This window comes from Bremerella alba (genome assembly GCF_013618625.1).
GTDB classification, from domain to species: Bacteria; Planctomycetota; Planctomycetia; order Pirellulales; family Pirellulaceae; genus Bremerella; species Bremerella alba.
In genome coordinates, this window is sequence record NZ_JABRWO010000017.1 from 1 (window position 1) to 14466 (window position 14466).

Annotated in this window: 15 protein-coding genes; 10 read left to right on the top strand and 5 right to left on the bottom strand. The window is 55.3% G+C overall.

Annotated features, from left to right (window positions below; genetic code table 11):
- Together HOV93_RS23375 and HOV93_RS23380 are read left to right on the top strand one after the other, a co-directional pair.
- On the top strand, positions 1-592 hold a 592-nt coding region (locus HOV93_RS23375; RefSeq protein ID WP_207398978.1), incomplete at its 5' end, for a transposase.
- Positions 593-655: 63 nt separating this feature from the next.
- Positions 656-1318, top strand: a complete 663-nt coding sequence (locus HOV93_RS23380) for a hypothetical protein (RefSeq protein ID WP_207398979.1) — start codon at positions 656-658, stop codon at positions 1316-1318.
- Positions 1319-1666: 348 nt separating this feature from the next.
- Here the strand turns inward: HOV93_RS23380 and HOV93_RS23385 are convergent, their stop codons facing one another.
- The gene (locus HOV93_RS23385; RefSeq protein ID WP_207398980.1) at positions 1667-2308 is read right to left on the bottom strand and encodes a 3-keto-disaccharide hydrolase; all 642 of its coding nucleotides are present in this window, start codon (positions 2306-2308) and stop codon (positions 1667-1669) included.
- Between the two features lie 97 nt (positions 2309-2405).
- On the bottom strand, positions 2406-3362 hold the full coding sequence (locus HOV93_RS23390) for a GDP-mannose 4,6-dehydratase (protein WP_207398981.1): 957 nt from the start codon (positions 3360-3362) through the stop codon (positions 2406-2408).
- 169 nt (positions 3363-3531) lie between these two features.
- Between HOV93_RS23390 and HOV93_RS23395 the strand changes: the two genes are divergently transcribed.
- From HOV93_RS23395 to HOV93_RS23420, 6 genes are all read left to right on the top strand, one after another.
- Positions 3532-3942, top strand: coding sequence for a VanZ family protein (locus HOV93_RS23395; protein WP_207398982.1), 411 nt, complete (start codon positions 3532-3534; stop codon positions 3940-3942).
- A gap of 17 nt (positions 3943-3959) precedes the next feature.
- On the top strand, positions 3960-4982 hold the full coding sequence (locus HOV93_RS23400; RefSeq protein ID WP_207398983.1) for an endonuclease V: 1023 nt from the start codon (positions 3960-3962) through the stop codon (positions 4980-4982).
- Positions 4966-5850: a hypothetical protein gene (locus HOV93_RS23405; RefSeq protein ID WP_207398984.1), complete on the top strand. Its 885-nt coding sequence runs from the start codon at positions 4966-4968 to the stop codon at positions 5848-5850. Before HOV93_RS23400 ends, HOV93_RS23405 begins: the two co-directional genes overlap by 17 nt.
- A 101-nt stretch (positions 5851-5951) precedes the next feature.
- Entirely contained in the window at positions 5952-6890 is a 939-nt protein-coding gene (locus tag HOV93_RS23410) for a DUF6807 domain-containing protein (protein WP_207398985.1), read from the top strand.
- 247 nt (positions 6891-7137) lie between these two features.
- Positions 7138-7431, top strand: a complete 294-nt coding sequence (locus HOV93_RS23415) for a hypothetical protein (protein ID WP_207398986.1) — start codon at positions 7138-7140, stop codon at positions 7429-7431.
- A gap of 94 nt (positions 7432-7525) precedes the next feature.
- Positions 7526-7771 (top strand): carbon storage regulator, encoded by a 246-nt coding sequence (locus HOV93_RS23420; RefSeq protein ID WP_207398987.1) that lies wholly within the window; start codon positions 7526-7528, stop codon positions 7769-7771.
- Between the two features lie 246 nt (positions 7772-8017).
- On the opposite strand, the gene HOV93_RS23425 is transcribed toward HOV93_RS23420, so the two are convergent.
- Positions 8018-8242, bottom strand: coding sequence for a hypothetical protein (locus HOV93_RS23425; RefSeq protein WP_207398988.1), 225 nt, complete (start codon positions 8240-8242; stop codon positions 8018-8020).
- Between the two features lie 667 nt (positions 8243-8909).
- On the opposite strand from HOV93_RS23425, the gene HOV93_RS23430 reads away from it, so the two are divergent.
- Entirely contained in the window at positions 8910-9335 is a 426-nt protein-coding gene (locus HOV93_RS23430) for a secondary thiamine-phosphate synthase enzyme YjbQ (protein ID WP_207398989.1), read from the top strand.
- 147 nt (positions 9336-9482) lie between these two features.
- Here the strand turns inward: HOV93_RS23430 and HOV93_RS23435 are convergent, their stop codons facing one another.
- Together HOV93_RS23435 and HOV93_RS23440 are read right to left on the bottom strand one after the other, a co-directional pair.
- Complete coding sequence (locus tag HOV93_RS23435; protein ID WP_207398990.1) at positions 9483-10589, bottom strand: lipid-binding SYLF domain-containing protein; 1107 nt, start codon at positions 10587-10589, stop codon at positions 9483-9485.
- A 285-nt stretch (positions 10590-10874) separates the two neighbouring features.
- Positions 10875-12095, bottom strand: coding sequence for an amidohydrolase family protein (locus tag HOV93_RS23440; RefSeq protein ID WP_207398991.1), 1221 nt, complete (start codon positions 12093-12095; stop codon positions 10875-10877).
- A 161-nt stretch (positions 12096-12256) separates the two neighbouring features.
- Here HOV93_RS23440 and HOV93_RS23445 point away from each other — a divergent pair, with 161 nt between their 5' ends.
- Entirely contained in the window at positions 12257-14458 is a 2202-nt protein-coding gene (locus tag HOV93_RS23445) for a serine/threonine protein kinase (protein ID WP_207398992.1), read from the top strand.
- Positions 14459-14466: the final 8 nt, after the last annotated feature.

Consider the following 14466-nt stretch of genomic DNA (forward strand, 5'->3'; position numbering starts at 1 on the left):
CAAAGAGGAAGACTATGAAGCATTTCTTCGCGTGCTGGGCGAAGGGCTGCGGCGTTACCCGGTCGAGCTCTTCGCACTGACGTTGATGCCCAATCATTGGCATTTGATCCTTCGACCCGAGCAAGACGGCATGATGGGGCGGATGCTCCGCTGGGTCACGGCCACGCACACGCAGCGTTACCACGCTCATTATCAAACGACGGGCGAGGGGCATTTGTACCAGTCTCGGTTCAAGAGCTTTCCAATTGCCGACGACAAACACTTCTTGGTAGTCTGTCGTTATGTCGAGCGGAACCCGCTTCGGGCCAGCCTGGTCAAGCGAGCCGAAGACTGGCGTTGGAGTTCACTGTGGCGTTGGACGAACAAAGCCGATCGGGAGCCCCGGCTGCTTTCTCCCTGGCCAATTGCTCGAACGCCCCACTGGCTCCAACGTGTGAACGAATCACTTAGCGAGAAAGAGCTCGGCGCGCTCCGCCAATGCGTCAGCCGCGGCCGACCCTATGGCAATCAAGAATGGACACAAGCCGAGGCCCAGCGTTCCGGCTTGAGTTACACCCTCCGCCCCCGCGGGCGGCCGCGTAAGAGTAGTTAGAGAAAAAGAACCCCGTCCCCTTGTTTCCCTCTTTTCTCCCTCACCAACAAAACACACGAGGCCATGATGATTCTCAAGCACATTTACCTGTATCTAAATCCTTCAGAGTACCCTGATCCGCTCGTTACAGAGTTCGGTTTCCGGACTCGATACATCTGCAACTTCATCGAGCGGCGTCTGAAAGAAGAGAAATTCAATGCTGACGGTTTCAGCAAGATCTGCGTACAAGGGCGGGATGAGCCAGGTGAGGAGTGCCACATTGTTTCTGAAAATGCCCTAGTTCCGGAAGTACACTTTGATCGTGCTCGGTATGAAAACCTGAAAGACGAAGAACATCACGAGTTCTTTCTTGAGATGCTTGAGAGAGGGCTAACAAAGTGTCAGAAATCGTATGTTATACCGCTTTCTTCCCTTCACTCAGCAGTGGAAGAATTTCGCTCCTGCCGGTATGTAAATCAGTGGGAGCACAAGAAGAAACGACTCAGTAACGGACTAGTAGTGAGCTTGCAATGCGAATTGACCATGACCGAGTTTGTCTTAACTCTCTCCATCAAAAAAGGTAACGAGCTTCTCTTTGAGAGGCCAATTCTCAATACCAAGCCAGATGAACTCATCTTCGCCCATCAATTCAAGGACATTGCACAATCGGACGGTGAGCTTGTGGTTACGAATAAGTTCGGAAAGACACTGTATAACCTCCGGCTCAGCGACTTGACATTGGCATGAATCTCTGCGTTACGTTCTTCGCAAATGAAGATAAGGGGACGGGGGTCTTTTTTCTTGAATTCGTACCTGGGCATGACACAACGTGCTGATGCCCAGAACGAGAAAAGAGACCTACCCGCTTTCCTGTCTCCCAACTCCGAGCAACTGCGGCTACCACAATCGGCCCAATGGCTACGATATGCGGTAGTCGCCGATTGGCCTGCCGCACGATATGTGACTCACCGTCCACAATTCCGCTTTGACGTGACTTTGGCGACTCAAACGGGTTTGATTTACCACTCATATTCGTTGAGCAAAAACACGCCTGCAAGAGATGCTGTATTTCCCCATCGTGCTTAGGCAAGAAACCTACTCTCCCAAAACCCGCAGTTCGATCTTCCGGATCTCTCCGGCACTTTGCCAGGCGACAATTCCCATCGGTTCTGATAGATCGACTTCGCTTCGCGTCGAGATCTTCTTTCCTTCCAGGGTTACGTCGATTACCTGTTTGCCGTCGATCCAGGCTTCGATTTTTTTGTCGGTTACGCGGAGCTTGAACTGGTACCACTGCTCGTCTTTGAAGGCGATGTAGGTGGTTGTTTCGTTTTCCGAAGCGTCAGCGCCGTCGACGTTGCTGAGGCCGACGACGGCTCCGCCCCAGCCGCCGGGGACGAAGCTGCAGTACTTGTCTTTCACGGGGAACGTGACGGCGGCGAAGAAATCGATGCCCATTGTTCGCCGGGCTTCCCAGGTCAGTTCGTAGTTCGACCGGGGGAAGTCCGCGTTTTTGTAGGTAATGCCGGTCAGCATTGCCCCCTGCCCCATCGTGATGACGCCATCTTTGACTTCGACGGCGCCTTCGCCGCCAAACTGGGGCACGTCGAAGTGCTCGAGCGTTTTGCCGTCGAACAGAGACTTGGCCTTCGGCTTTTCTTGGGCCTCTTCGGCCAGCACTGGCAGGGCAATCAGAAGAAGAGTCGACAGAGCGAGAGCATTGGTTATGGTGCGCATGGCGTGAATTACTTGCAGGCAGGAAGTTGGATCGAAACGCATTTCGCGTCCACGTGGCGGACCCTTCCAGCTTACCAAGCCGATGACGCCGATTCCATTAGCCGTGCCAGTCGCGGAACCAATCGACGTATTCCTGGATGCCCTCTTCGATCAGTACTTTTGGGCCGTAACCAAGCAGCTGCTCGGCCTTTTCGAGATTAGCGTAGGTGATTGGCAGGTCCTCAGGCCGCTCAGGCTGATAGTCGATGACGGCCTTTTTGCCGAACGACTTCTCGAGAAGCTCGATCAACCGCCGCATCTCGATCGGGTCGCTGTGCCCTATGTTGATCTCTTGCCCGACGACCCCGTCTGCGGTGAGCGCGGAAATGAAGCCTTGGCAGATGTCGCTGACATGGGTGAAGTCGCGGCGGATGCTGCCGTCGCCGAACAGGGGAATTGGGGTCCCTTCGTGCACGGCCTTGGCGAAGATCGTCAGGGCCAGGTCAGGCCGCAGCCGTGGTCCATAAACACTGAACGGACGAAGACACGCCGTCGGAACGCCGTGCAGTTGATGGTAGGTCAAACACAATAACTCGGCGGCCCGCTTGGTGGCCCCGTACGGACTGGCCGGAATACCAAGCGGGACATCTTCGCAAAAGGGAACACCAGCACCCTTGCCGTAGACCGTGGAAGACGAGGCCAGAAGGAAACGCTTCACAGGATGATGCCTGGCCGCTTCGAGCAAACTCAAGGTCCCGGCGACATTGGCGTGCTGGTACATCTCTGGCTTCTGCACGCTGATCCGCACGCCAGCCATCGCACCCAGATGCACCACCTGGTCGATATCGTGCTCGTCGAACAGCCGCTTCATAGCAGCCGAATCGCAAAAGTCCCCTTCGATGAGCGTTACCCGCGGTTCGTCGGCCACCGGCTTGACGTTTTCTCGCTTGAGCGCCGGATCGTAGTAATCGTTGAAGTTATCGATACTGACAAGCTGCGCGTCGGATTGCTTCAGCAAGATCTGCGTCAGGTGACTACCAATGAAACCGGCTCCGCCGGTGATCAGAATGGCCATGCGTTGATTTGGGGGTTGTGCTCGTGATCAGGAAATTGCCCAGAACCTATATTCGCTACAGACGATACTAGATTCGGGGCGATTCTCGCAAGACACAACGTGGTTGTGAGCCCCTCAGGCGTCGAGTAGTCTGGAAGCTCCTCGTTTTTATCTGCCAAGAAAGCCATTGATGTCACAGCGAAAAATGCCGCTGATAGCCACCATCGTCCTTTTGGGGCTGTGGGCAATTGCTTTCACGGCAACGCACTGGCCCATGTCAGATCCCCAGCAGCAAGCCCTATTTCCGCACGTCGATAAAGTCGTGCATGCTGCGATCTACGCGGTTCTGGCCATTACGACACTAATAGCTGCGACCGTTTGGAACTATCGATGGTCGCTCACGCTGGCGGCGACGGTCGCATTGGCAATGGTGGGCCTGGGCATCTTCGACGAAGTGACCCAAATGCTGGTTGCCGGTCGCACGGCCGATCCGCTGGATCTTGCGGCCGATGCCTTGGGGGCGGTCGTGGGTATTGGCCTGTTTGGCCTTTCGCGGTGCGTTTGTGCTTCGTGGGAAGTTTATGCTAGCGATACTCCTTGAAACCAAGGTCTGCCTAAATGGCCAGTCCTGATCTTCGTGAAGTTGCCGACTCGTTCGTCGCTGGTATCCCGAATTTAAGGGACCAGGTCGACCAGCTGGTTCGTTCGATCGCGCCGGGAAGCGTTGCCACCTATGGCGATCTGGCCAAGTCGCTCGGCGATATCGCGGCCAGCCGCTGGGTGGCGACGTATCTGCTCGATCCCACTTGCCGCGTGGCGGACTTTTCGCATCGCGTGGTGCGCTCGACGGGGGAGATCGGTCTGCACTACTCTGGCAGCAGCGAGACCAAGACTGAGTTGCTGCGTGCCGAAGGAGTTGTGATTGCGAAAGAAACCGTCCATCTTGAAACCTACCGCGCCCAGCTGCCACCGATTGGTCGCTCGCTCTCCGAGTTAAAAGCATGGCAGCTTGATTTTGAGAGCCCGGCAGAACCGGCGTTTCGACTTGAAGACATTGAAGCGATCGGCGGCATCGATGTTTCCTACGGCAAGGTCCAAGCCGTGGCGGCCTGTAGCCGTATGCAAGTGGATGGGAAAACTACGATCGGCACGCAGACCTATGTGGGCGCAGCAGAATTTCCCTATATCACCGGCTATCTGGCGTTTCGTGAGATCCCATTGCACTTGAATCTGCTCGCCGATATGCAGGTAGCAGGCACATTGCCGGACGTGCTGCTGGTCGATGGCAACGGGCGGCTGCATCCGCGGCGGATGGGGATCGCCACGATGCTAGGCGGGCTCGCCGGAATTCCAACGATTGGTGTGGCTAAGAAGCTGATATGCGGAGTGCTACGGGTGCCTGAGCTTCGCGTCGGTAAGTGGGAACCCATTGTCGTGTCGAAAGACCAGCCAGACGAGATCCTCGGCTATGCGATCGTGCCGCATACGAAGACGAAGCACCCGATCTATGTTTCACGAGGCTTCGGAGTGGACGACCAGGCGATGCTCGAAATTGTCGAACGCTGCTTGAATGGGCATCGCTCGCCAGAGCCTATCTATTGGGCCGATCGCGAAAGTCGGCGGCATGCTAGCACGCTGTAGCCGATTCATCTGGACCTCAGGCAAGCGATTTAGGTATGGTTCTCCGCAATCGGAGTTCCCCTACCTATACGACTTTTTCGCCGAGCAGATCGATATCGTGAAAACTGCATTGCTTTCGACCGCTATCCTGACCGCCTGGGCCTCTTTCGTGTGCGTGAGCGCCGCCGCCGACTTTCAAGTGACTACGCAGATCTTTCGGGGCAATGCCCGGATTCCAGCGGTCACCTATCAGACGGTCTTTCAGGGAACCAAGGTCTACGACGTGGTCACCACTCCGCCGCGTCAGGTAACGATCATCGACTACGACTCGGGCCAAATTACGCTGCTGGATCCACAGCGAAGCGTGAAACTCATTCTGACCACGCAAAACGTGCTGCAGCACTCGACCTATTTCAAATCGCATGGGACTTTTCCTGAGGGCCCCCTGTGGACGTTCCTCCGCGATCCCAAATTCGAGACCAATTACAATCCACAAAACCAGGTGCTGAAACTTGCTGGCGATCCGCTGACTTATGAAGCAGACGTGACCAAAATCGAGAATCAGCCGATCGTCGTCGATTACGCACGCTTCTGTGACTGGTCTTGCCTGTTGAATTTCATCTGCGCCGGTAGCGATTTGCCCCAGGCACGCATGGAGTTGAACAGCCAGATTCGTGCGAAAGGGGCCGTTCCAGCTGAAGTCCGCAAGACAATCCGGCATGCCGACCCTACCAAAAGCATCTCACTGCGCAGCACGCACGAGTATCACTGGAAGCTGCAGGAGGACGACACCAAGCTGGTTCAGTCGATTCAGGCCGACCTCGAAAAGGCCAATGCCGTTTCCTTCGACGAATACGTAAAACCAGCGTTTGTCGCGCCACAAAAGTAAATGGTTGCTGGATTGCGGAATATCTCTCAGGTACGATGAGAACAGTTCTGTAAAGATTGACTGTTCCTCTATCCCACCTGAATTGTAAGGATATGCCGCGCATGATCCGTCTGTTTAGCATTCTATTGCTGGTTGGTTTTTCGTCTGTCTGTGTCGCTCAATCGTATGAAATCGTCCAAGAGGACGACGGCCTGACCGTTCATTTCGACGGAAAGCTGCTGACCCGCTATCTGACCAAAAGCGGCTCGAAGCCGATTCTTTACCCGCTGCTAGGCCCAGGCGGCCTGCCGATGACGCGTCAGTACCCGATGGAGGCCGCTGGCGAACACGAACGGGACGACCACCCCCACCATCGCAGTGTGTGGTTCACCCATGGTAAGGTCAACGGCACCGACTTCTGGCTGGAAAAGGACGGAGTCGGCGGCCTGATCATCCACGAGAAGTTCGAGAAGGTCACCGACGGCGACACAGCCCAGATCGTGTCGCTCAACCGCTGGGAGACGCCTGAGGGCAAGGTGCTTTGCCACGATCGCCGCAGCATCACTTTCGGCCACGACGAGGGACGTCAGTACTTTGACTATGACGTCACCGTGATCGCTGGCGAAGAGCCGGTCACCTTTGGCGACACCAAAGAAGGTGCGTTCGGCATTCGTGTCCCTGGAACCATGAAAGTGGACGCCAAGAAGGGGGGCACTCTTGTTAACGACCAAGACGAAAAGAACAAAGACGCTTGGGGTAAGAAGTCGGCTTGGGTCGATTACTACGGCCCTGTAAAGGACAAGACGGTCGGTATCACCATCATGAACCACCCGTCGAGCTATGGTTACCCAACGCACTGGCACGTCCGCACGTACGGTCTGTTCGCAGCCAACCCATTCGGCATCCACGACTTTGTCGGCAAGGACGTCAAGTCAGGCGACCACACGATCGAGCCTGGTAAGACAATGAACCTTCGCTACCGCGTTCTGCTTCACGAGGGGACGACCGAAGACGCTGATATCGCTGCTGCCTTTGCACGCTACGAAAAGGTCAAAAAGTAAGGCCTCGCGTCTCAAAATCTCTCGAATTCTGCTGAAATAGATCAAAGCCCAGGCAATCTTGTTGCCTGGGCTTTTTGTTCGCGCACAACGAATAAAATTCCCATACTTCCTAGTCTATCTATGTCAAACTTTGACGCGTGCCCTGCCGATACCTACTTTTGCAAACACTTAACCCAGACTACCCAACCAGCCTACTCTCGATGGCGATTGAGACATTGGCAGGATAGATACGGAGTATCCCCAACCTATGGCCGCTGATTCCCCGTGTTTCACGCAGTTGGAACACCTTCGGCAATACATTTACCAGATTCTATGTGACAAAGAACAGCTTGAGCCGGGCGTATTCCCCATGACCGAGCGAGTCATTGTGCGGGCAGAAGATCCTTGCGGGATCTACTTTTGCTTGCACGGCCCTCGTAGCGTCAAATGCACGGCCATCTGGGAGACTGATACAAACACGATCTTGTTCTATGGAGCCAGTGGCGAGCGGTTCCTGAGAACGCAACTGTCGAGTGCTTCTGCCTTACAGGTGGCAGCCTGATATCAGGACCCTCGGCTAATGGATTGGCCGACCGTCACATGATCGCTGGATCCGAATTTCATCTTACGACACATAAACATGGAGGTTTATTCATATGCTAGTGCTTTCCCGCAAGGAAGGTGAGAAGCTTCGACTTGGCGAAGAGATCTTAATCACCGTAGTTAAAGTCGGTGCTGACAAGGTTCGCCTGGGGATTCAAGCACCTTCGAATTTACTGATCCTGCGCGACGAACTCGAGTTGCACGATCAGATTGAGGCCGAGGAGGATGAACGCATCACGCTGGTTTTCACACAGGAAATCAACCAGCCGGTAGCCAAACCGATGCGTATCGCGGCCTAATCATGCCGAGGGCAGGCATGATTGCGGAACACGTAGGATGGCTACGGCCCAACAAGAGCGAATGCCATCTTCCCAGTTTGGTGCGTCAGGCGGACGAATTGATGGCCGTCTGCCGACGCTGGTAGCCATCCTACGAGACGCGTGAGATTTGAAAACAAACCAATTGATTCAGGCAGCGCATAAAAAAATGAGGGGTGTATCCGACCCCTCATTCATCCTGTATCATCCGATACGTCCTCGTCAGCTTTACTCACGAGGACGAATGGCACCAGTCAGACCGGAGTAATCGCAACGGTCTTCGTCGTGCCATAGCGGCAGACCCTGCTCGACTCGGCGACGAAGGACATGAATCTTTGCTTCGGAACCAGCGGGAGCGTCGGTTGGAATAAACTCATCACCAGCATCCGGGACGAAGTCTTCATCGTGGCCGAACTTCAGGATCGCATCAAAAACATTCTTAATCTTCTGCATCTTGTAAAATACCTACTTTCAAACAAGGTCGCACTAGGCGTGATTTTGTGTACGGCTTATTCAGCCGGATGGTTCGTATCGATCAAAGGGCAGTGTGGGCAGAAATTCTACCGACTGACCTATGCGGGTATTCAGAGCAATATCCGTTCGCTCGTGAGACAGCATGCAGCCGGCTTATTGAACTTGGGGCTCTAGACCCAAACAGTTCTCGGCTTGCGGTGCTGACGACCTCCACTTCGACCCTTAAAAATCAGTAAATTCTTTGCAGGGCGATGTGTCTTGAGACTTGGCCGCTGACCTTTCCTAAAGATCCTCCTCAGGATTGATCAAGCACACGATTATTTATCGATCGCTTAACGTGTCAATAGAATTTTCTGCGCGTTGCCGCAAGGCAGGTTTTTCTACAAAGGTCAAACGATTCAATACCTTCCGATCTAAAGCATATGTTTGAAATGCCAAAAGGCAAAAACCTTCCTGTAACTAAGAGCTAAAACTACCTTAGCTTCAAGTTAACGGACAATTAACCTACATTGGTGGTTCACCAGACGGGTTGCCGAAGAAAATACAATCCGTGAAGCTGTACGGGTTAACCGGCAAGGCCCCTTGCCAAAACTTTTTTCCTTGCTTCGAAATTTTCCTCGACGATTGTTCCACTTGGGGGGCCAAAATGGCTTGGATCCAAAAAGAAGTAACGCTCCGTGCTCGTTCTCGCGGATTCCATTTAGTGACCCGTGAGGTCCTCGCCGAGTTGCCGGAACTGCGTGATATCTCGGTTGGCTTGCTGAATATCTTCATTCAACACACATCGGCCAGCCTGGGAATCAACGAGAACGCCGACCCCGATGTGCGTACCGATTTGGAGATGGGGTTCTCGAATATCGTCCCCGAAGATTTCCCCTACGTGCACACCATGGAAGGCCCCGACGACATGCCCGCCCATATCAAAGCGGCCATGATCGGCAGCAGCCTCAGCATCCCCATCACCGACGGGCACCTCAACTTAGGCACCTGGCAGGGGATTTATCTGTGCGAGCACCGTAACCACGCTAGCGGCCGCCACCTGGTGCTGACCATACAGGGCCAGAGCCGCTAGTTCTGCACGACTTGCCGCTTACCGTCGTAACCGGCCCCTTTTGCCGGCAGATTACCACGCCCAAACGCTGGGATCGTGCAGGCAATAAAAAAGGAGGTCCGCACGGCGAACCTCCTTCTAGTAAATGTCTTTCAGCGACCGTATTGACTACGGCTGGGCTGCGGCCTGCACGGGTGGCGGAGGCAAGTTGATCGCTCCGTTTTCGGCGGCCATGGCCGAGAGGGCATCGGTATAGGTAATCAGCAGCCCGTGGACATGCTGAAAATCAGGCCGCTGCGTCAGCTGGGCGTAATTGGCGTTGCCGGCAACCTGGTCGTAACGGGCAATGCAGGCCTGCAGAATCTGCGGATTGGGGTGCGGACCTTGCTCGTAGATCTGCTTCGGCAGTCCGAGATAGGCCTTCCACTGGTCGTCGAGCATGCTTCCCAGGCGATTCGAGGCGGCGGCGAGCTCCATCCGAAGCTGATCGACACTGATACTGCCATGCTGCACGACGGTGGGGGCAGGCTGGACCGTTTGCTGAGGTGCTTCGTAAGCACCGACCTGCTGCGGCTCGACCCGCATGTTGTCCGAGTATTTGGTCAAGGTGGTCAGCAATTCAGCCGCCGAAGCAGGCAGCACAGGTGTATTGGTCGCTTGCTGTCCGGTAGGCGTGAGGCCGGTGCTGGCGTAATAGTTACGATTGGCGGCCGGATCGATCTGCAACGAACTTCCATCGACCGAAGCCCCGACGAACAAACCGCGGCTACGGCTGTACGAGTAAATTTCGCTCTTCAGAGACAAATCGGTTCCGGCGGAAGCATTTCGCCCCACGGGCCCCGCGGCTGCGGCCGCATCGACGCCGATCGTGAACTTTCCGGTAAGCAGCCCCTGAACGCTGTTGCGGGTCATGAACACCAAAACCACGTCGGTTGCCTGAATTCCGGCTTGCCAGCCCACACTTCCACCGGTCATGGTGACGAACTGCGGCGGCTGCCAGGCTCGATTTTCATCGCGAATCATCACGACACCTCGCCCGTGACGAACGCCAATGACGAAGCCGCCTTTGATCATATTGGGGATGACGACGACGCCTTCTGCCTTGGCGAGCATCGAGTGGGGAATCCCACTGGCCGGGATCGCCATGACTTCGTTCAGCACGCCGGTCGCCTGACGCACGATCATGTCTTCGCGGCTTTGCTGGGCGAGGGCACTATGCACCGTAAGCAACGAAAGGGTCAGTGCCGCGAGGGCAACGGATGTATGTCTGGTCATTTGAGAATCTCCTCCGTGAACGTGGGCAGCCGCTAGCGATGCATGCAGTGAGGCGACGGCTTAGGTTTGCCCAATGTATCGTAGTCACCCAGAACGACAAACCTCGATTTGCCACGAATGAGCGGGCTTAGGTCCTATCGAGTACTACGGATGGACGCCCGTTCCGTTCGCTATGCTGCTTTCAGGCAAGAGCAGTGTCAGCGGACCGCACGACGCATTGGCACCACCCCTGAAAGAACAGTGATGCGATACAGTCGGCTTCGCCTCCCTGCTCGCATCCTACGACTAGGGCGTCTGCTTTGCGACGTATTTCTTCAACTTCTCTTTCACCCCGGGGATCACTTTCGCCGCGTTCTCGTGATAGATCTTCTTCAAAACATCATCCGGGAGACCAATCCCGAAGATGTACCACAGCCCTTGGGGTGGGGGGACTTTCTCGGAATAGGGAAAATACTCGTCGTAGGTCTCGAAGAAACGCCAATAGTAATGCAAACGTTCTTCCGGCCAGGGACCATCGGTGCCGAAGAGGATCCGATCTTGGTACTTCAGCATGAAATCGCGCGACGTATAGGGCTGGCGGCCCAGTTCTGAAATACGCGATGCCGGCTCGATATAGAGATTCGGGTATTTCTCTAACCACTTCGCCACGACGGCCAAGTCTTCGGAATTGTTCGCCATGTGCGCACCAACGAAGGTTGTCTCTGGGTGACGCTCGATCACCCGATTGCGTGCGGCCAGCAGAGCCTCGCGCGAGGGGAACTCGTCGCCGTAGAAGCTCCAGTCAGGATGGCGAGACAACTCTTCCCAGCGCTCATTCGTTTTGTCGATTGGATCGAAGAACGCCATAGGGTCTGCCGTATGAATGATGACCGGCAGACCCAGTTCACCACATGCCTTCCAGATGGGGTCCCAACGGGGATCGTCGATCTTCAGCAGCGAGCCGTCGGCGTCTTGATACCCCAATCCAAACTGCTTGAAGAGTTTGAGCCCACTGGCCCCCTTCTTTTTCACTTCAGCTAACTCCAGAGCCATCCGCCGCCCAAATTCGGGCCGCTGACAGGCCCAGGTCTCCGGCTTGTCGGGGTCTCCGGCACCTTGCCAGTCGATGTTGGCGTAAATCAAAAACCGATCGGGGTACTTGGTCCACAAATATTGGGCATGGCCGTCGAAATCATCCCCCAGCTTTCCATCGAGACTCACGCACAACGCAATATTGTTGCGATCCATCACGCCGACGAAATCGTCTAGTTGTTCAGGCGAGTGCTTCAAGCGGTACCGAAAATGGGTGTGGTCGTCGACGACGGGGAACTTGGCGCGGGTCAGATTCGTCTGGCGGACCTTCAGGGTCGCCTCGGGACGAAACTCTCCGATCGCCAGCGGTCGACCATCCTCGCCATCCAAGCGGGGCTCGGTTTCACCCTTTTGAGCATAAGCCTGGCTGGCACTACCCACGATGGCAACTAACAGCCAGCCCAGCGATAGCAAGCGAAGCGAGGGACACAGCATGAAACTTTCCTTTCGTTGTCAACTTTTTTCGCCCGCTGGGGATAACCCTAACAAGGCATTTTTCATTGTCTGGCGGCAAGGGTGGTTAGTAGCGATTGGTACTCAAGCAAATTGGCCGTAAAATGTGGCGATCGACCCAATCTTCGAACTCTTGCGATCTTATGAGCCTGGAAGAAACCCAAAAACAAACGCCGGGGCAACTAAGTGCGGCGAAACATCTAAGCCGCCCTAAGGGGAAGCCTCCTTGCGAGATCCCTGGCTACGATATGGATTCGTTGCTGGGACGCGGTGCCTATGGCGAAGTGTGGGTTGCCACCGCCCAGAATACGGGACGCCGGGTCGCCATCAAAATCTACCACCATCGTGGGGCCTTGGATGAAAGTCTGATTGCGTCGGAAGTTGAAAAACTCGTCTTCCTTTCGGCCGATCGCTACGTCGTCCAGCTGTTGGAAGTGGGTTGGAACGCGGAACCTCCCTATTATGTCATGGAATACCTCCCTAATGGTTCGCTGGAAGATCTCCTGCGACGTGGAGGGGCCATGGAGGTCGAGGACGCGATCAACAAATTCAAAGACGTCGTGATTGGTCTGTTGCATGCTCACGGGAAAGGCATCTTCCATTGTGATCTGAAGCCGGCCAATATCCTACTCGATCAAGACGGTAAGGCACGTATTGCCGATTTCGGCCAATCGCGGCTCTCTAGCGACCAGCGGCCTGCTTTGGGGACGTTGTTCTTTATGGCCCCAGAACAAGCCGACATCGAGGCCTCGCCGGACGTCCGCTGGGATGTCTACGCGTTGGGGGCACTGCTCTATACGATGCTCGTGGGCGAACCTCCGTTTCGCTCGTCTTCCAGTGTGGGGGAAATTGACTCCACATCAGGGCTCCGTGACCGTTTAGAGAAATACCGTAAGCTGATCGCGTTGTCTCCCCTGCCCGATGCCCATAAAAAGATCCGGGGTGTCGACCGAGAGCTGATCCAGATCATCGATCGGGCCATCGCCGTCAATCCACGCCAGCGATATCACAACGTCCAGGAAATGTTCGATGCGCTCAACGAGCGCGAACGTAATCGTTACCGCCGCCCTTTAATCATGCTAGGTATTTTGGGGCCTGCGTTACTGCTGACAATCGGGTTGCTCTTCGGGTGGCGGAATTACACCGAGGTGATGCGTACCAGCGAAGACGCCATGATTGCCAAAGCTCATGAAAGCAATCAATTTGCTGCCGAACTCGCTGCCACCAATGTTTCGCATGCCATTAATGGCCGATTTGAAGAGGTGGAGCGTCTCGCGGCCGATCCTGAGTTCCTGGACCTTTATCTCAATACCATCTACGACCCAGACCTGGGCGAACTGCTCGAAAAGCTTCACCAAGAGCGGGCAACCGGCGCCAACCAAACGCCCGAACGGCTCTCGTTTCAGCAGCACCCCAAGCGTCAGGCGCTGCAAGATCGTATCCGGGCACAGTTTGAACTCCCTTCGCAAAAGAATACGGCCAGTTGGTTTGTAACCGATGCCGAGGGATTTCATATCGCCTCGTCGTTCGATTCCGATCCGGCGGTCTCTCCGATTGGGGGTTATTTCGGTTATCGAACTTATTTCCAAGGAGGTAGCGCCGATCTCTCGCGTACCGCACCGACGCCTGAGCCCATTCAAGAAACGCACCTCTCGGCGGTCTTTCTCAGCACGGCTTCTGGCACTTGGAAGGTCGCCATGTCGACTCCCCTGCGTACCAACGGCAAGATCGTGGGGATTGTGGCCATGTCGATCGATGTCGGCAAGTTCACCAGTTTAGAGCCGGCCGAGCATCAGTTCGCCGTGCTGGTCGATGGCCGCGACGCCCCCACCCAAGGCGTCATCCTGCAACACCCGCTGTACGACCAAATGCTCGAGAACCGCGAAATGGTCCCGATCCGGTTTTCGGAAGAGGATAAATATCGCGTCAAACTCGACCAATTCGAAGCAGGAACCCCCGTCGTTGGCCAAGACCCCATTAGCCGCGACGAGTTAGGCGAGGCGTATGACAAGAACTGGATTTTTGCCGCCAAACGGGTTTCGCTACCTCAGCGCAATCGCCAGGCCACGGAAGACCCCGGTTCCACAGGCCTTGTCGTTGTTGTGCAGGAAGACCACCAATTCGCCGTGAAACCCATCCATGAGCTAGGAGACCAACTTTCTCGTCAGGCGGTACTTGCTGCCAGTCTGATTATTATCGTAGTGGTGACGCTCTGGTATTTTGTGGTCAGGGCTCTGCGTCGCGTTAAAGTCGGGGCCATGGCATCCGCCGATTCGAGTAGCGTCATCCCACCGCACGAATTGACGACCATCGTGGTGCCGTCCAAGACGGGTACTAAATCATAAATCAGGGG